This window comes from Candidatus Villigracilis sp. (genome assembly GCF_057083605.1).
Genome location: NZ_JBXMTI010000054.1, coordinates 22,146 through 38,324 on the forward strand (window position 1 = coordinate 22,146; position 16,179 = coordinate 38,324).

Sequence of the window (16,179 nt, forward strand, 5' to 3'; positions counted from 1 at the left end):
TTATCGATTACTGATTACTGCATCTCCCACCAATTCCACAAACTTCACCACGCTATTCATTCCCTTTTCCACTGGACTCACATCAATAAATTCATTCGTTGTATGTGCGCCGCCGCCTGTGGTAATTCCCATCACCACGGCAGGGATATTCTGGCTTAATGGAATATTCGCATCGGTTGATCCAGCAGTCAGTACCGCGTCCAGGCCCTGTTCACGGACACAATCCACTGCAAGCCGCACAAGCTCATGATCAGGTGGAATTTCTCCAGCAGGTCTCTCACCAATGACTTCCGCCATGATCTTCACACCATCGCGGCTGGCATGAATGATCAACTCTTCCACTTGATGAACAAGCTTCGCGAGTGTATGCGGGTCTTCCGAGCGTAAATCCAATTCACATTTTGCCTCGGCTGCCAGCACATTGATGCCCGTGCCTCCGCCAATCGTACCAACATTCATCGTGGTGCGTGGTTCACGCGGCAAGCGGATGGCGGTCAATTGCGTAACCAATGAAGCCAGTTCATGCACCGCTGAAGGCTGACCATAATCAGACCATGAATGTCCGCCCGCAGTTTTGGCAATAATACGATACCGCTTCACCCCAATCGCGCGATGATAGACGTGCCCAAGCGCAAGCCCCTCAAGCACAAGATAACCAAGCACATTGTCACCGAAATTTTCTACGACGCCGCGCATTCCACACAGATCGCCAAGTCCCTCTTCACCTACGTTCGCCACCAACCAGAGGTCGTGTTTCAGTTCAATTTTTCTTTCACGCAAAGACCATAGGATGCCGAACAATGCTGCGACACCGAGGGAATTATCCCCAATGCCCGGCCCGGCGATGCGATCCGCTTCTTTCTGGCGCAGCCCCCTGTGGGTAATCTGCAAACTGATGCTCGCTGGGAACACCGTATCCAAATGGGCAGATACGACTAACGCTTTGGTCTTTTTCCCTTTCCCCGGCAAGCGCGCGAAAACATTTCCCAGAGAATCCATTGACACATCTTTAAGTTTTTCTTTTATAAAAAGTTCGCGCACAAATTCACCGCGTGGCCCTTCTGCAAAGGTTGGTGCAGGAATCTGTTGGATTTGAATTGCGAGATTAATGATATGGTTTGTGATAGTCATATTATTCAATCCATGATGCGCGTGATGCGTAATTCGTAAAGGCCTTTACGAATTACGCATCACGCATTACGCACTTAAATCTCTCTTGCCATTTCTTTGAGTGAATGCAAACGTGCCTCGGCTAGCCCAGGCAAAACATCCAGCGGATAGAAGGGGCCGCTGCCCTCTATTTTTAGTGAAGCGGAAACACTTCCATGCAAGGCTGCCATGAGCGGGTCGTTTGTCTTCTGAAAGCCTGCGAGGTAGCCGCCGCAGAATGCATCACCTGCGCCGGTTGGGTCTGCCAGCCGCGAGGAGTAGGCAGGAATCTCATAGCGGTGCTTACCGGCTGCATCATATAGGAGTTGTCCATGCGAGCCACGTTTGATGACAATGATTTGCGGCCCATACTCACTGACCTTGCGTGCCATCTCCCAGATGTCGTTGGTCTCACCCCAGAAGAGGGAACGCATTTCATCTTCTGAGGGATGAAAGACCGTAACGCCTTGCAGAACCAAACGCAGGTCACGCCAAAAGCTGGTAGTCATATAGCCCGGAGCAGGGTCCAGACTGATGGTCTGATCTGAACCGCCTTTGAAGAGGCCAACCATCTGGCTTTGGCTGACAAAGTCAAAGGGGCAGATATGTACGTAGCGGACATCCCGAAATTCTTTTGGCACATCCAACGCAGAGGGAGAGGCGATATCCGGTGCGCGCAAATCTTTGTTTGAGTCATCTGCGGGTTGATAGCCCAGTAATACTTTTGGAAAGGTAAGTTGGCGGCGCGTAAAATGCGAAACCGCGCTGGAATAACTTCGTTCGCTTGAAGAAGTATATGCAATGAAACTTCGATGATCAATTTTCTGCGGTTCATGAAGCCTGCGAATGCCGCGAATATCAAAACCACGTTCTTCAAGATCATGCAGCCATTGCTGTGGATAATCCTCGCTGACACGCCCAAGCAGGCCTGCATTCGTTTCCCAAACGGCAAGCCCGCCTGCGGCATACAATAAATTGCCGCCGGGCGAATCGATCAGTGGATTGCCTAACGGCGGCAGGACGTATTCACGGGTGAGCTTACCAGCTATGACAAATGTTGGATTCATGAGTTCCCGAAGTATACAAGGTAACGTTAATTTTACTTTTTCATTCTGCCATGCTAACGCCGCCGGGGACGGCGGCTTGAGCCTATAGAATTTTTATTTTCTCATCCATGCTGGTTTTAGTACGGCAACCTTTTTATAAATGGGACAATCCTCCTGGTGCGCACCAGGCAAATAGCCAGTGGACATGAGGAATTCGTTCACGATCTCACCGCCAGTGAATATGAAGTTTTTCTTGAACAGTTTTGTCCACTCATCTTTTGTACGCGGATGATGTGAATCCAGCCAGCTTTTGAATGAGCCATGTTCTTTTCCGAGTTCAAGTATCTTTTGCGCGTTGACAATTGCGGCATTCACCTTTAAACGATTGCGAATAATGCCTGCATCCTCCAGTAAACGGGTGCGATCTTTCTCATTGTATTTTGCGATCTTTTCTACCTTGAATTTATCATAGGCTTTATGAAAGTTCTCGGCCTTTTTCAGGATCGTGATCCACGAAAGCCCAGCCTGGTTGATCTCAAGTACGAGGCGTTCAAATAATTCATCATCGCTCGTTAACGGAAATCCGTATTGTGTGTCGTGATAATTCTTATTATAGGAATCTTCAGGGTGAGTGTTACAGTAATCGCAGTAGGTTATCATAGGTTAATTTCCATAATGGGCAGAATGCGCGGTTGACCATCCACTTCGCTCTGATGCTCGCCAACTTTCCACGCACCCATTTTCTCATAAAATTCAACTGCATTGGGGTCTGCTTCAATTTTCAGGGCCTTTGTATTTCGCAAACGACTTCTTTCAAGAGCATGTTTGAACATCCGCCTACCCAACCCGTGCCCTACGTGTTCGGGCAAGACCCACAGGTTATCCAGCCATAAACCATCATCTTCCTTCAGTGAATAAAATGCGATGGGTTTTTCGACTGAAAGTGCCATCCAGGTTTCATGCTCGGAAATGTAGTCTGAGGAAATAGTAAGTGCGGGGATCCAAAGCTCAATCCACTTTTCGGGATAATTCCAATGACGTTTTGCCGAAATTGCAATATTGGTCAGCGCTGCTGAATGTTCTGGCATTGCGCGGACCAGATCGTACATGTCTCCCGTCTTTAAATCAGTCATCAATTTTTGTTTTCACTATTTTATTTTTATAGCCCTACCACACGAATCTCCCTCGGCATATCGGACAGGCATTCTACGCCATCATCTGTAATAACCAGATTATCTTCAATACGTACGCCATTGCGGCCTGTGAGATAAATTCCAGGTTCCACGGTGAAGGCCATACCTGGCTCAAGCAATTGCATATTGTCGCCGCGCATGTACGGCGCTTCATGGCCTTCCATACCGATGCCATGACCCGTGCGGTGCGTGAAATATTTTCCATAACCTGATTTCTCGATCACAGCTCGCGCGGCCTTATCAACATCCGCGCAAGGTACGCCGGGTTTGGCAGCGGCGCGGCCCGCAGTATTAGAATCCTGCACGATCTTGTGGATTTTTTTATATTCCTCGTCCACCTCACCCACTGCAAAGGTGCGCGTCAAGTCCGAGATATAGCCATCGTATGCCGCGCCCCAATCCACTACCAGCAAGTCACCTATTTGTAATTTTCTGTCAGTCGGTGAAGCGTGAGGGTTGGCAGAATTTGGCCCCGCCGAAACAATCGGCGCAAATGGGATATCAGATTCAGAGCCGTGCTTCAACAATTGCATCACCAACTCAGAAGCGATCTCCTTTTCCGTCATCCCGATTTTGATCTGTGGAAGGACCGCTTCCAAACCATCCTGCGCGATCTTCACAGCCTTGCGCATTGCATCCACTTCAGCCTTATCTTTTTTGAGACGCAAACCCGCCAGCACATCCGTCGCATCTGGATAATCCGCTTCGGGTGCGCCAGCTTTTACGTGACGGAATTCCAGCAGACGCAATTGACGAGGCTCGACTCCGATCCGCTTCCCATCCAGACCGAGAGACTGCGCCGCCTTTCGAAAAGCCTCATCCCACTCTGACGGATTTTCACCATAGGCGAAGGATTGCACTTTATATGGGAACAAATCCACTTTGGGTAATTCGAGTTCGGGCAGCACCAGTACAGGGTCTTTATCCGGTGCAACAAACAATACGACAGGACGTTCCATCAAATGGAAGTTAAGTCCGCTCAGATGTTTCAGCGTGGGACCAGGATTCAGAATAACCGCATCAAGCCCTGAGGTCCGAAGTGAAGCGGTGAGGTTGTTGAGTCGAGCGAGGGTCATGTGAGTCTCCTAATCCAATTTATGTTTTGAGTTTGAGAAAATGTATGAAATCCAATCCACAACGACGGGAAAAAGCGTATCGAAAGTGGTGATGATCCGAAACCACCACGGAATGACCAAACTGCGGCGCGGACGTTTGGCAATGGCAACAACACGGCGGGCTACATATTCAGAGGACATGCGCGACCTAAACCTGGAACGCACGGAACCATAAGCCTTGCTCTTGCCAATATGACGGCCAAATTCAGTAAAGGCGGGGCCGGGATAAATGCCGCTTACTTTAATGCCAAGCGGAGCAACCTCACGGCGAAGTGCATCGGTAAAAGCGCGCGCGCCAAACTTGCTGGCTGAATAAGATGCGATCAATGGCGGCGAGATAAGACCTGCCACTGAGATCATGTTGATGACATGTCCATGACCCTGTGCCAGCATGTGCGGCAATACCGAGCGCGTAACCTGCATCAGCCCGATCAAATTAACTTGTATCAGCAATTCAATATCTCGTTCAGGTGTGTGATTCTCGAACCAGTCCACGCGGCCAATGCCTGCATTGTTGAAGAGTATATCGATCCGCTCATATACAGCGAGCGTAGATAGCACCATGTTTTCAACATCTGCGCGGTTGGTGATATCCACAGGGACGGCAATGGCTTCGCCGCCTGCATTCTGAATTTTTTCAGCAAGAAGTTGCAAGCGGTCTATGCGGCGCGCGGCAAGCACCACCTTGCATCCTTCTTTTGCGAAGAGCAATGCGGCATCTTCCCCAAAACCTGAAGATGCGCCTGTGATGAGTACAACTTTGTTTTCAAGGGTAGGCATGGTTATTTCACTCGTTCTGATGTGTGCCAAGTTTATCCATATATATTTTACAGGATTAAAGAGATGATGCGGATATTTTATCCGCATCATAAATATCAAATCTTAGTTTTGCTTTTGTACTAATGTCGTTGCGAGCCGCCGCTCTTTCACTATGGCGGCGTGGCAATCTCCTCGCTCAAGTGGATGTGCTATTAACGGGAGATTGCTTCGGGCTAACGCCTTCGCAACGACATCAAATTACGAGATGAATAATCGGCGTACTCTATTCGTCCTGATTATCATCACGCGCTGGTTTTTTCGGGCGCGGAGGTTCAACAGTTGCCTTATCGGCCAGCGCAATTGCCAACACATCATCCATATGTTTGACGGGAATGATCTTCAACTCAGACTTTGCAGTCTTGGGCAGGTCTATCAGGTCTTTCAAATTCTTTTCAGGCAGGATGACAGTTTTGAGCCCGGCGCGATGTGCAGCCAGGACTTTCTCACGCACGCCGCCAATGGGGAGAACACGTCCACGTAAGGTAATCTCGCCAGTCATGCCCACGTGACGATGAACGGGACGGCCTGTCAATGCGGAGACAATGGCGGTTGCCATCGTAATTCCAGCGGAGGGGCCATCCTTCGGAATGCCGCCTTCTGGCATATGCACATGAATATCCAATCGCTCAAAGACTTCGAGGTCGATCTTCAATGTTGAAGCTCGTGACTTGATATAGGTTAACGCGGCCTGACCAGATTCCTGCATTACCTCCCCCATCTGCCCGGTCATTTGCATGCCGCCTTTGCCTTCGATGATGGCAACTTCCACCGGCATGATCTCGCCGCCAGATTCCGTCCACGCGAGGCTGGTTGCCACGCCCACTTCATCTGTCCGCTCGGCTTCGGAGGGAAAGACCTGCTGCGGGCCTAATAACTTTTCGATCATATCCGGCGCAATCGACGCCGGGTATTTCTTCCCCTCTGCTTTCAGGCGCGCTACTTTGCGGCAAATGCGCCCGATCTCGCGTTCCAAATTACGCACGCCCGCTTCATATGTATATTCGCGAATGATGCGCTGCAGTGCAGCCAGTTCAAATTCCAGGCCGAGGGTTTCAACTCCGTTCTCTTCCAATTGACGTGGAATGAGATAGCGGTTGGCTATCTCCACTTTTTCTTCTTCGATGTAACCAGGGAATTCGATCACTTCCATGCGGTCCAACAAGGGCGCAGGGATATTGGCTAGTGAATTGGCTGTTGTCACGAACATGGCCTTGGAAAGGTCAAATGGCAGCTCGAGGTAGTGATCGCTAAAAGCGTAGTTCTGTTCCGGGTCCAGCACCTCAAGCATGGCCGAAGCAGGATCGCCGCGAAAGTCCGAATACAACTTGTCGATCTCATCCAGCATAAAAAGCGGATTGGCAGTCCCAGCCCGTTTCATCGTCTGGAGTATTCGCCCGGGCAATGCGCCGATGTAGGTGCGGCGATGCCCGCGAATTTCAGCTTCATCACGCACACCGCCGAGTGACACGCGCACAAACTTGCGCCCAAGCGCATCCGCAATCGAACGGCCCAACGATGTTTTACCAACACCGGGTGGCCCCACAAAACAAAGGATGGGCTGACGTTCCTTCTTTGGTTTCAAAGAACGCACGGCGATATATTCCAGAATTCTTTCCTTGGCTTTCTTCAAGCCATAGTGATCGCGTTCCAGAATTTTCCCAGCATTTCTTACATCCAAATTATCAGGCGTGGAGTTAGCCCATGGCAGATCCACGATCCAATCAATGTAAGTGCGGATGATGCCCACCTCGGGCGCCATCGGCGGCATTTGATTGAGTCGCTCCAATTCCTTTAACGCGACCTTCTTCGCTTCTTCAGGAAGATTCGCGCCGTCCACTTTTTTCTTTAGATCGGAAGCGTCACGCGTGAAGATATCGCTTTCGCCTAATTCATTTTGGATCTGCTTCATCTGTTCGCGCAGATAAAATTCGCGTTGGCTTTTATCCACCTCGTTTTGCACACGCGCGTGAATTTCGTCTTCAAGTTCAAGCACATCCACTTCCTGCGCGAGCAGGCTGTTCAATTGACCGAGGCGTGCCTTCGGGTCGAGCAGAAGCAGCAAACGCAACTTGGCTTCGTAAGTCAACGCTAGTGAGGTGGCGATCATATCGGTCAGCCAGCCGGGTTCGGAAATATTCAAAGCAAATAGATGCGCCTCTTCGGGAATGGAGCGATCCAATTGCACGCAGCGCTCAAAGAGACTCAAGGCAGAGCGCATCAACGCCTGGGCTTGCCGGTCCGCGGTTTGCGGTTCATGGATCACGCGCGCGCGCACTTTGATATATGGTTTCAATTGGATGAATTCCACGATCTCCACGCGCCGCCGTCCCTGCACCAAAGCGGAGCGTGAACCATCGGGCATACTCAGTAATCGTCCCACTGCCATCTCAACACCAATCGGTAAAAAGTCCTCCACGCTGGGTTCATCTACTTCGGGGTCTCTTTGCGTTAAACCGATCACCGTTTGTTCTTTACGTTGCGCCTGTTGCACGGCCAGCAGAGATGCCTCTCGCCCGACAAAGATCGGCGAAACCATACGCGGGAATATCACCATGTCACGCAGCGGCAGAACCAGCGCCTCGATCAAGCCGTCAGTTTTCGGCTCCATATTCGGGATGCGATACAGCTCCTCGGTCCGTTGCGAGAGCGTTAGATCAAAATTATCTTCTTCTTCATTCCAATTCGGTTGACTCATCCAGTAATTTCCATTTCATCTTTTGCTCGCTTCGCCGTCCTCGGCGAAGGAGTCGCCGCCGAGGATGGCGGCTAGAGCGAAGTTAATAATTTCCATTCTCTCATCACTTCCGCTGTCACAAACATCGAGCCAGCGGATAATACAATGCTACCATCTTTTGACGACAATTCCAGCGCGCGCGCCAGGGCCTCTTTGACTGGGACAACAGCCTCAGACTCCACCCCAGCCTGCTCTGCCAACGATTGAATTTTTTCCACTTCCAGGGCGCGCGGATGATCGGCGCGCGTAATAATAAGCTTCTTGATCTTCGCTTTCATCTCCGCAAACATACCGGGGATATTCTTATCCTCCGAAGCGCCGAAGATGAGATAGGCCTGTTTGCCGGGAAAATATGTTTCCAGGGTCTCGCGCAGTTTCTCAAACGAATCCTGATTATGCGCCGAGTCAAAAATCACGGGCGGTTCGCGCCTTGCCACCTCGAAGCGAGCGCGCCATTGTACTTGAGAAAACCCTTTTTGGATCTGTTCATCGGAAATTGGAATCCCGCTCACTTTCAAAGCTGCGTAAGCTGTGGCAGCGTTTTCGAGTTGATGGCTCCCCAATAGTGGAATGCTGAACGTTTGAACGTTTGCAGGTTTGAAGGTCTGAATGTTCAAACGTTGCCGCTCCAATGATGACTCAATCAATTCAAACTTTACATCTCTTCCTATAAGTGTGATCTCAGAATTCTTTAGTTTGGCTACGCGCTCCAAAACTTCAAGAGCTTCGGCCTTTTGTGGTGACGAAACTACTGGGACACCATCTTTAATAATGCCAGCCTTCTCCCCTGCAATCAATGCCAGAGTATTACCCAACACCGCCATATGGTCATATGAAAGCGAGGTAATAACCGAAACCTTTGGCGTGACGATATTCGTCGCGTCCAGCCTGCCACCCAGGCCCACCTCAAAGACTGCCGCGTTCACGCCATACTTTGCGAAAGCCATAAACGCCAAAGCGGTGGTGATTTCAAAGGTAGTGAGTTTTTCGATCTTCGCCACATGCGGCTTGATCTCATCGACCAATTCCACCAATTGTTCATGCGAGATTGGTTCACCGTTGATTTGAATCCGCTCCACGTAATCTTCCAAATGCGGGGAAGTATACAAACCAACTGTATATCCCGCCGCCTGCAAAGCCGCCGCACACAACGCGGAGGTGGAACCCTTCCCCTTCGTCCCTGCCACATGGATGATGGGATATTTCTTCTGCGGATTCCCCAAAGACTCCATCAGCGCGAACATACGGTCCAGGTTGAAGTCCGCCTTGGCAAGTTCGGAGGAATGTTTCAGGCTATAATCCACGAAGGAATATAGGTAATCAAGGGCTTTGTTGTATTCAGTTTCTATGTCCATGCGAGGGATTGTAAGACGTAATGCGTGATTCGTAAACTTGAAAACAGTCACATACAACTTTCCCCCATCTTCATATCACTAACGAACCCCCCTTTAATAAGTTAACAATAACCTATCTGATACTTTTTCTCCTTCAAGAGTCTTTCCGTTCATTTGGAATCTCTTTAGCATTGAATGACCAATATCTATCATCATTTCTCTTTCAAAAAGCCCATCTGGGATCGGCAAATCACAAATCAAATTTCCAGATCTTTTTGTGCCGTCAATACTTAGGACAACGTACACTCCTTTTTCTTTGCATTTTTCGATTACACTTAATAAATGCTCCAAGCTAAAGGATTGCGCCCCATACAAAATTGCTTGACTATGAGTGTAAGGAGGGTCACAGTATATTAAATCGCCCGGTTTCGCCAAACTCATTGCTTCTTCGTAGTCTAAATGTAAAAATGTTGTACCTGAAACCCGTTTATGCCACTCATCAACCCGACGAGAAAAACTATGAGGTGAAATAGGGTTGTGAATACCACAAGGAGTAGACATATAGCCATCTGCTTTACGAAAACGGATGACACCGCCATAGGCAGAACGCGTTAAGAAAAGCATGTCAGGGCCGTTAGGATGTGCGTTATAGGATGCCTTAATTTGTTCGTAAACTTTGACCTTATCTCCTTTCGCCATTTTTTCCCAACGCTCTTGATACCATTGCTTAACGGTATCTGGTGATTTCCTCAGGGTTTGCCAAATTTCCATTAAAGGCGCAAAGGTATCTGAAGCAATGGCGATATTTGGAACCAAAGTTCCCAGAACTCCCCCGCTGCCCAGAAATGGCTCAAAGTATGTTCCAAATTCGATTGGAAAGTAAGAAATGATTTCATGCGCCATTCGCTGCTTACTACCTATCCATTTCAGAAGCGATGTATTAAATGGCTTAACGTCGCGTTTCTTATTGGCATGTACCTCAAACAAATAAAGCTGTGATTTATCTTTTACTGTCTTCATGTCTTGTAATATACCATCTTTCTAAAAAGAATAATATCCCATTTTAGGATATTTGTCAATTGGAAAAACTATGAAAATCCTAAATGAAAACAGTCAACGCGAGAAGTTTCTATTCTTATTAAAAGAAATACGGCAAAAACGCAGTTTAACACAAGTTGAGTTAGCTAAAAAACTAGGTGTACCACAATCCTTTGTTAGCAAGTACGAGTCGGGAGAACGTCAATTAGATATTTTGGAGTTAAGACAAATCTGTCAACAGATTGGAATTTCTTTTGATAATTTTATTCACCAACTGGAGGAAAAAATAAATGAAACCAAATAAGATATTTTTGAGTCTGCCAAAAAACTTTTGGGCGAGCGTTCGCTTGATAAGTCAAGAAGTTGGTTACACTCAAAGAACAACAGGGCAAATCAAAATCCCCACAAATGATGAAATCAACACTAAACTTGGAAATTTAGACATTAACTTTTCTCGTTTGCAAAAGCAGAAGACCAATTTCGGGAACTTTGGTGATCTACTACAAGATTATTTTTCTTATCGCGCAGACATTTTAAATACCTATGTTGAGCCGCGATTAATGAATGGAACCAAGGCAAGAAAGGTTTTCAAAGGATTATTTGAGGAACTGCAACCCTCTTGTCCTATACCGATGAATAAACAAAAAGGCAAAATGAAAAGACCAGCGTATTTGACAGGGCTTGTGAATATGCTTATAGAATCAAATTCACAAGGTTTACCTTGCGATTACGATCCGCACCAATTAACGACTGCTACAAGAGATAACTTACCTGTGAGAACATTTGCTCGCCGAGTAGATGGTGCTTTTCCTAATAGCGTTAATCCAGTTGCAGTTTGGGAAATCAAGGAATATTACTACACCACTACCTTTGGAAGCCGTGTGGCCGATGGCGTTTACGAAACTCTATTGGATGGGTTGGAAATAGAAGAACTTCGAGAGCACGAGAACTTAGACATAAAACACTACCTTGTTATAGATGCACATGATACGTGGTGGAAGCAGGGAAAATCATATCTATGCCGAATTATTGATATGTTGCATATGGGCTATATTGATGAGGTATTGTTCGGTTATGAAGTAGTTGAAAAGCTGCCTGACCTTGTTGCCGAGTGGATTGAAATTTACCAAGCTAGGCCAAACAAATAAAATCTATCCATTCGATAATCTAACTTCAAATTAGTAATAATGCTCGCCACCCTCACCATTCACCTCCGCATTCCAGCCTGCGCTTCCCTCAAAGATAAGCGCGGGCGGATCAAGCCGCTTATTTCGCGCCTGCATCGTGAATTCAATATTTCTGTAGCCGAAATGGGATTGCAAGATAAATGGGATGAAGTCATCATCACTTGTGCGATGGTTGGGAATGACCACACCTTTTTGCAATCCGCTTTGCAAAATGTGGCAAAATGGGTGGAGGCAAATTGGACAGATGGGGATGTGTGGGATCAGAAAATTGAAATCATATCGTAGGGGCACAGCAGACCTTCAGAAGTCGTTGACGAACATCGGCTCGCTGTGTCCCTACCCTTGGAGACAAAAATGGATTTGAAACTCAAAAACAAACGTGCACTCGTCACCGCCTCATCACGCGGACTTGGTTATGCTGCCGCTCTGGCGCTTGCGAATGAAGGCTGCAAGGTCGCCATCAACGGGCGCGATGAAGAGAAGATAAAAATTTTGGCAGAGAAGTTGAGCAAGGAAACAGGTTCGCAAGTAATTGGGTTGGCAGGCGATGTGAGTCTGCCTGATGTTCCAGAAAAATTGATTCAACAAACTGCGGGGGCATTTGGCGGTTTGGATATCCTCATCACCAACGCAGGCGGGCCAACACCTGGCTCCATCGATTCGTTGGATGAGGCCGCATGGCAAAAAGGTATCGACTTATGTTTGATGGCCCATGTCCGATTGATAAAATCTGCGCTTCCCTATTTGCGGAAGTCTGACTCGGCTAGCATTTTGACTGTCACCTCGCTGACAGTTCGTCAGCCAATCCCAAATTTGCTGATCTCGAACAGCGTCCGCAACGCGACAATTGGGTTGACCAAGGCTCTCGCGCTGGAACTTGGCGGGGAGGGCATCCGAGTCAATTCCATTATCCCCGGCTGGACGGAGACGGAGAGGGTCACAGAGCTGTTAGAGGACCGGGCAAACAGGAACAAGACAACGGTCGAGGAAGAGGCGAAGAAACAGGCGGCGGAGAGTCCGCTTGGGAGGCTGGGTCAACCTGAAGAGTTTGCGAATGCCGCTGTGTTCCTCGTCTCTCCTGCTGCATCCTACATTACTGGTGCCATGCTAAGTGTAGACGGCGGTGCGATCAAAGGAACAAATTAATGAGCAGGCTTTCGCGCCTTACCCGCAACTCGCTGATCATTGCGTTTTTCTTTTTGATAGATAAAGTATTGGCCTTCGTGCGCACGGGCATTGTCTCACGCCAATATACAGACGAAGTGCATTTGCTGGATACATTCAACGCCGCGAATAATCTACCCGATGTGTTGTTCGCGCTCATTTCGGGCGGCGCGCTGGCAATGGCCTTCATTCCATTGCTAACGGAATATCTCACCACCAAAGACCGCGCCGCCGCATGGGATTTGTTTTCACGTGTGGCAAATGTCGGCTTTTTGGTGACGGGTTCAATCGCGATTCTGATCGCGATCTTCGCACAACAACTTGTGGATGCAAAGCTGGGCATCGCACCGGGCTTCGGTGAGGAACAGCGCAAACTGCTGGCGGAACTGATGCGCTTGAATCTTATCGGCACGATCATCTTTTCGATCAGCGGGTTGGTGATGGCCTCGCTTCAAGCGAATCAACATTTTGTTTTGCCTGCCATTGCACCAAGCATGTATAACGTGGGGCAGATCATCGGCGCGATCTTTCTCACACCGCGTTTTGGAATTCATGGCCTGGTCTACGGCGTTATCCTGGGCGCGGCGTTTCATCTTCTTATTCAAGTACCCGCGCTCATTATGTTTGGATTCCGTTGGACGCCTTCTTTGAATTTACGTCATACTGGTTTGATTGAAGCATTGAAATTAATGGCACCGCGTTTGTTAACCATGGGTGGCATTCAAATTATTTTTCTCGCGCGTGATAACCTCGCCTCGCGGCTGGACCAGGTCGGCGCGGTGACTTCGTTGACCTATGGTTGGATGATCATGCAAGTGCCTGAGACGATCCTTGGGACGGCCATCGCCACAGCCATGTTGCCGACTCTTTCGGAGTTCGCTTCGCGCGGTGACTGGACAGGGTTTCGTTCAACAGTCGAGCGCGCACTCCGAGTTTTGATCTCCCTAACCCTTCCAATTGCAGCAGTGATGGCCGCAGGCATTCATCCGCTCGTGCGCGGAGTTTTCGGCTTTGGCGAATCAACATCCACGCTGATTACATGGACCACGCGGGCCTACCTGATGGCGCTCACGGGTTACACAATTCACGAGGTTGCAGTCCGTGCCTTTTATGCCCGCAAGGAACCGATGTTTCCGCTCTATGCAGTGATATTAAGAATCGTGATGTTCCTGGGAATTGGCTTTGTGGGGCTCACATTCTTTAAAGAAATCGGCGCACCGATCATCGCCTTCGCAGAGATCGCGCTATTAATAGAAGCCATCATCCTTTTCGGGTGGTTATCCAGGCGCACACACGCGCCGATCCAAATAAATGGTTCAGTTATAAAAGGGCTTGTCGCGGCTGTTATCGGCGGTGTGATCACTTATGCTATCGCTTTATACCTGCCTGGCGGGGCAATCGTCACTGCGCTGGTCGGCATGGTCGTCGGCGGATTGATCGCGCTAGCCATTGTCTGGTCTGAGGCGAAGCAGCTTTTTAATTTGTAGCTTTACAACATACTCTCATCATCCAAATAAAATAAAAATAAGAAAAAAATTCGGTCATTCAAAGGGAAGTATAATCATCGCCATGTCTGAACAAACTGGAAACACACAACCTGTACATCCCATCAAGGAAGATGATACCCAACCGATCAAGCCTGTAAAAAAGGGCCCTCGCTGGCGTTCCATTCTCACCAGTATTCTAGGCTTTCTCCTGCTGATCGGGCTAGGCGGCTTTGGCGGATATTCTTCCGGTATTGGAACCCGCAAAGCAGCGGAACATACCATTATTTCACAACAACTTTCTGAACAATATTCCTTTGCGCTGGTAGACATTCAATTCGGACGCTATGATGCGGCAAAGCAACGCCTCGAATTCATTATCGCAAATGACCCCGGTTATCCTGGCGCACGGGAAAAACTGACAGAAGTCCTGGTGTTGAGCACCATCCCCACCGCCACGCCGGCACCCACCCTCACAGCCACACCCGATTTCAGCGGAGCAGAAAGCGCCTTCCAACGCGCACAACAACTCATCCTTGCACAGGATTGGCCCGGGGCATTGCAAGCACTGGATAGCATCCGCAAACTGGATAAGAGCTACAAAACCGCACAAGTGGATGGCATGTATTATTTTGCTTTGCGCAATTATGGATACGACCTGATCACCAAGCAGGGCAACCTCGAAGGCGGCATTTATCACCTCACCCTTGCCGAACGCTTCGGCCCATTGGATAACTCAGCCATCGGTTTGCGTGAAGGGGCGCGCGCATACATCACCGGCGCAAGCTTTTGGGAATTGGATTGGGAGCAGGCATTGAATTACTTCTCTCAATTAAGCGCTGGCTTTCCCTCGCTTTGGGACGGAACCATGACCGCATCGCAGCGCTTCTTTATCGCATCCATGCGCTATGGTGATGAACTTTTCCTGCTCCAGGAATACTGCGCCGCCTACGAGCAATATCAAGCCGCCGCTGCCATGGGTGCACTGGAGCCGGACTCGGCTAATAACTCCAATCAGGCGTTTACACAATGCTTCCCACCCACTGAGGTGATCGTTATCGAACCTACTTCAACGGAAGCAGCGCCAACAGAACCGCCGACTGCAACAGAACCACCAACCGTAGCACCATAATTCATGACTACGCCCCCACCATGGATACTCGCGATCATCTTCTGGCTTCATATGCTTTCAACCGTCACATGGATCGGAAGCCTCGCCGCGATTAACATTCTCGTCCTGCCCGCTTCCCATCGGACTTTGAAGCTGGCCGACCAACTTAGCTTTATCTCCGCCCTTCAAAAAAGACTCGAGCCGCTCGCCTGGTTCTGCATGGGATTATTGCTCGTGACTGGACTTTTTCAACTAAGCACCAGCCCACATTATGATGGCTTTCTTGCACTAAGCACACAATGGTCATTAGCCATCCTCGTCAAGCATGGATTGGCTGTCATCATGGTAGTAGTCAGCGCCATTCAAACCTGGGAAGTGCTTCCCGCCATCCAGCGCACGTTGATGAAGAAAGAAAAAGCACACGAGGGTGAGCTGGCAAAACTCCAAAGGAAAGAATTGATTATCCTGCGGATTAATTTAGCACTCTCGGCGTTGATCCTAGGAGCTACCGCCCTGGCAAGAGTATCATAATCAAACATATCTCACCCCGAATTTAATCTTTCCAGCTTTTAGCCACAGATTATTTCACTGATTTACACGAAAAAAGCCGACCTTCTGAACCTGGTTGGCTTTTTTATTTATTCAGGGCAATTAATTCAAAATCCGTGACGATCTGTGCAATCCGTGGCCAAATCCTTAAGTTTGGGGGTAATCATGTTTATTTTGGTTTACACTAAATCTAATCCCGAAGGGATGGCATGGTTTTCTTGCAACCTGTGACACCCCTTCGGGGTTGCGTTAAATC

The 16,179-nt window shown here is 48.7% G+C and carries 16 protein-coding genes; 7 read left to right on the forward strand and 9 right to left on the reverse strand.

Annotated features, from left to right (window positions below; translation table 11 throughout):
* The 9 genes from AC14M5_RS08540 to AC14M5_RS08580 form a co-directional block, all read right to left on the reverse strand.
* Positions 1-1,131: a M20/M25/M40 family metallo-hydrolase gene (locus tag AC14M5_RS08540; protein WP_484029230.1), complete on the reverse strand. Its 1,131-nt coding sequence runs from the start codon at positions 1,129-1,131 to the stop codon at positions 1-3.
* A 74-nt stretch (positions 1,132-1,205) separates the two neighbouring features.
* On the reverse strand, positions 1,206-2,216 hold the full coding sequence (locus tag AC14M5_RS08545) for a carbohydrate kinase family protein (protein WP_484029231.1): 1,011 nt from the start codon (positions 2,214-2,216) through the stop codon (positions 1,206-1,208).
* A 93-nt stretch (positions 2,217-2,309) separates the two neighbouring features.
* A complete protein-coding gene (locus AC14M5_RS08550; RefSeq protein ID WP_484029232.1) occupies positions 2,310-2,855 on the reverse strand; it encodes a DNA-3-methyladenine glycosylase I in 546 nt (181 codons plus the stop codon).
* The gene (locus tag AC14M5_RS08555; protein WP_484029233.1) at positions 2,852-3,328 is read right to left on the reverse strand and encodes a GNAT family N-acetyltransferase; all 477 of its coding nucleotides are present in this window, start codon (positions 3,326-3,328) and stop codon (positions 2,852-2,854) included. The genes AC14M5_RS08550 and AC14M5_RS08555 overlap by 4 nt, the downstream gene beginning before the upstream one ends.
* A gap of 26 nt (positions 3,329-3,354) precedes the next feature.
* Complete coding sequence (locus tag AC14M5_RS08560) at positions 3,355-4,464, reverse strand: M24 family metallopeptidase (RefSeq protein ID WP_484029234.1); 1,110 nt, start codon at positions 4,462-4,464, stop codon at positions 3,355-3,357.
* A 9-nt stretch (positions 4,465-4,473) separates the two neighbouring features.
* The gene (locus AC14M5_RS08565; protein ID WP_484029235.1) at positions 4,474-5,283 is read right to left on the reverse strand and encodes an SDR family NAD(P)-dependent oxidoreductase; all 810 of its coding nucleotides are present in this window, start codon (positions 5,281-5,283) and stop codon (positions 4,474-4,476) included.
* 262 nt (positions 5,284-5,545) lie between these two features.
* Positions 5,546-8,017, reverse strand: a complete 2,472-nt coding sequence (lon, locus tag AC14M5_RS08570; RefSeq protein WP_484029236.1) for an endopeptidase La — start codon at positions 8,015-8,017, stop codon at positions 5,546-5,548.
* Between the two features lie 71 nt (positions 8,018-8,088).
* Positions 8,089-9,411: a bifunctional folylpolyglutamate synthase/dihydrofolate synthase gene (locus AC14M5_RS08575; RefSeq protein WP_484029237.1), complete on the reverse strand. Its 1,323-nt coding sequence runs from the start codon at positions 9,409-9,411 to the stop codon at positions 8,089-8,091.
* Between the two features lie 93 nt (positions 9,412-9,504).
* On the reverse strand, positions 9,505-10,410 hold the full coding sequence (locus tag AC14M5_RS08580) for a DNA adenine methylase (protein ID WP_484029238.1): 906 nt from the start codon (positions 10,408-10,410) through the stop codon (positions 9,505-9,507).
* A gap of 70 nt (positions 10,411-10,480) precedes the next feature.
* Here AC14M5_RS08580 and AC14M5_RS08585 point away from each other — a divergent pair, with 70 nt between their 5' ends.
* The 7 genes from AC14M5_RS08585 (at position 10,481) to AC14M5_RS08615 (ending at position 15,905) form a co-directional block, all read left to right on the forward strand.
* Positions 10,481-10,732: a helix-turn-helix domain-containing protein gene (locus AC14M5_RS08585; protein WP_484029239.1), complete on the forward strand. Its 252-nt coding sequence runs from the start codon at positions 10,481-10,483 to the stop codon at positions 10,730-10,732.
* Positions 10,719-11,576, forward strand: a complete 858-nt coding sequence (locus AC14M5_RS08590) for a DUF7687 domain-containing protein (protein ID WP_484029240.1) — start codon at positions 10,719-10,721, stop codon at positions 11,574-11,576. Before AC14M5_RS08585 ends, AC14M5_RS08590 begins: the two co-directional genes overlap by 14 nt.
* A gap of 39 nt (positions 11,577-11,615) precedes the next feature.
* Positions 11,616-11,900 carry a DUF503 domain-containing protein gene (locus AC14M5_RS08595; protein ID WP_484029241.1) on the forward strand — a complete coding sequence of 95 codons (285 nt, stop codon included), beginning with the start codon at positions 11,616-11,618 and terminating at the stop codon, positions 11,898-11,900.
* Positions 11,901-11,969: 69 nt separating this feature from the next.
* Positions 11,970-12,761 (forward strand): SDR family oxidoreductase, encoded by a 792-nt coding sequence (locus tag AC14M5_RS08600; protein WP_484029242.1) that lies wholly within the window; start codon positions 11,970-11,972, stop codon positions 12,759-12,761.
* Complete coding sequence (gene murJ / locus AC14M5_RS08605; RefSeq protein WP_484029243.1) at positions 12,761-14,266, forward strand: murein biosynthesis integral membrane protein MurJ; 1,506 nt, start codon at positions 12,761-12,763, stop codon at positions 14,264-14,266. The genes AC14M5_RS08600 and murJ overlap by 1 nt, the downstream gene beginning before the upstream one ends.
* Positions 14,267-14,348: 82 nt before the next feature.
* Entirely contained in the window at positions 14,349-15,395 is a 1,047-nt protein-coding gene (locus AC14M5_RS08610) for a hypothetical protein (protein WP_484029244.1), read from the forward strand.
* 3 nt (positions 15,396-15,398) lie between these two features.
* Complete coding sequence (locus tag AC14M5_RS08615) at positions 15,399-15,905, forward strand: CopD family protein (RefSeq protein WP_484029245.1); 507 nt, start codon at positions 15,399-15,401, stop codon at positions 15,903-15,905.
* Positions 15,906-16,179 lie beyond the last annotated feature (274 nt).

Bases quoted from the DNA above. Each gene is read 5' to 3' on its own strand.
- AC14M5_RS08590 (WP_484029240.1), top strand. From the start codon at position 10,719: ATGAAACCAAATAAGATATTTTTGAGTCTGCCAAAAAACTTTTGGGCG.
- AC14M5_RS08575 (WP_484029237.1), bottom strand. From the start codon at position 9,411: ATGGACATAGAAACTGAATACAACAAAGCCCTTGATTACCTATATTCC.
- AC14M5_RS08565 (WP_484029235.1), bottom strand. From the start codon at position 5,283: ATGCCTACCCTTGAAAACAAAGTTGTACTCATCACAGGCGCATCTTCA.
- AC14M5_RS08550 (WP_484029232.1), bottom strand. From the start codon at position 2,855: ATGATAACCTACTGCGATTACTGTAACACTCACCCTGAAGATTCCTAT.
- AC14M5_RS08610 (WP_484029244.1), top strand. From the start codon at position 14,349: ATGTCTGAACAAACTGGAAACACACAACCTGTACATCCCATCAAGGAA.
- AC14M5_RS08560 (WP_484029234.1), bottom strand. From the start codon at position 4,464: ATGACCCTCGCTCGACTCAACAACCTCACCGCTTCACTTCGGACCTCA.
- AC14M5_RS08615 (WP_484029245.1), top strand. From the start codon at position 15,399: ATGACTACGCCCCCACCATGGATACTCGCGATCATCTTCTGGCTTCAT.
- AC14M5_RS08580 (WP_484029238.1), bottom strand. From the start codon at position 10,410: ATGAAGACAGTAAAAGATAAATCACAGCTTTATTTGTTTGAGGTACAT.
- AC14M5_RS08540 (WP_484029230.1), bottom strand. From the start codon at position 1,131: ATGACTATCACAAACCATATCATTAATCTCGCAATTCAAATCCAACAG.
- lon (WP_484029236.1), bottom strand. From the start codon at position 8,017: ATGAGTCAACCGAATTGGAATGAAGAAGAAGATAATTTTGATCTAACG.
- AC14M5_RS08600 (WP_484029242.1), top strand. From the start codon at position 11,970: ATGGATTTGAAACTCAAAAACAAACGTGCACTCGTCACCGCCTCATCA.
- AC14M5_RS08595 (WP_484029241.1), top strand. From the start codon at position 11,616: ATGCTCGCCACCCTCACCATTCACCTCCGCATTCCAGCCTGCGCTTCC.
- murJ (WP_484029243.1), top strand. From the start codon at position 12,761: ATGAGCAGGCTTTCGCGCCTTACCCGCAACTCGCTGATCATTGCGTTT.
- AC14M5_RS08555 (WP_484029233.1), bottom strand. From the start codon at position 3,328: ATGACTGATTTAAAGACGGGAGACATGTACGATCTGGTCCGCGCAATG.
- AC14M5_RS08585 (WP_484029239.1), top strand. From the start codon at position 10,481: ATGAAAATCCTAAATGAAAACAGTCAACGCGAGAAGTTTCTATTCTTA.
- AC14M5_RS08545 (WP_484029231.1), bottom strand. From the start codon at position 2,216: ATGAATCCAACATTTGTCATAGCTGGTAAGCTCACCCGTGAATACGTC.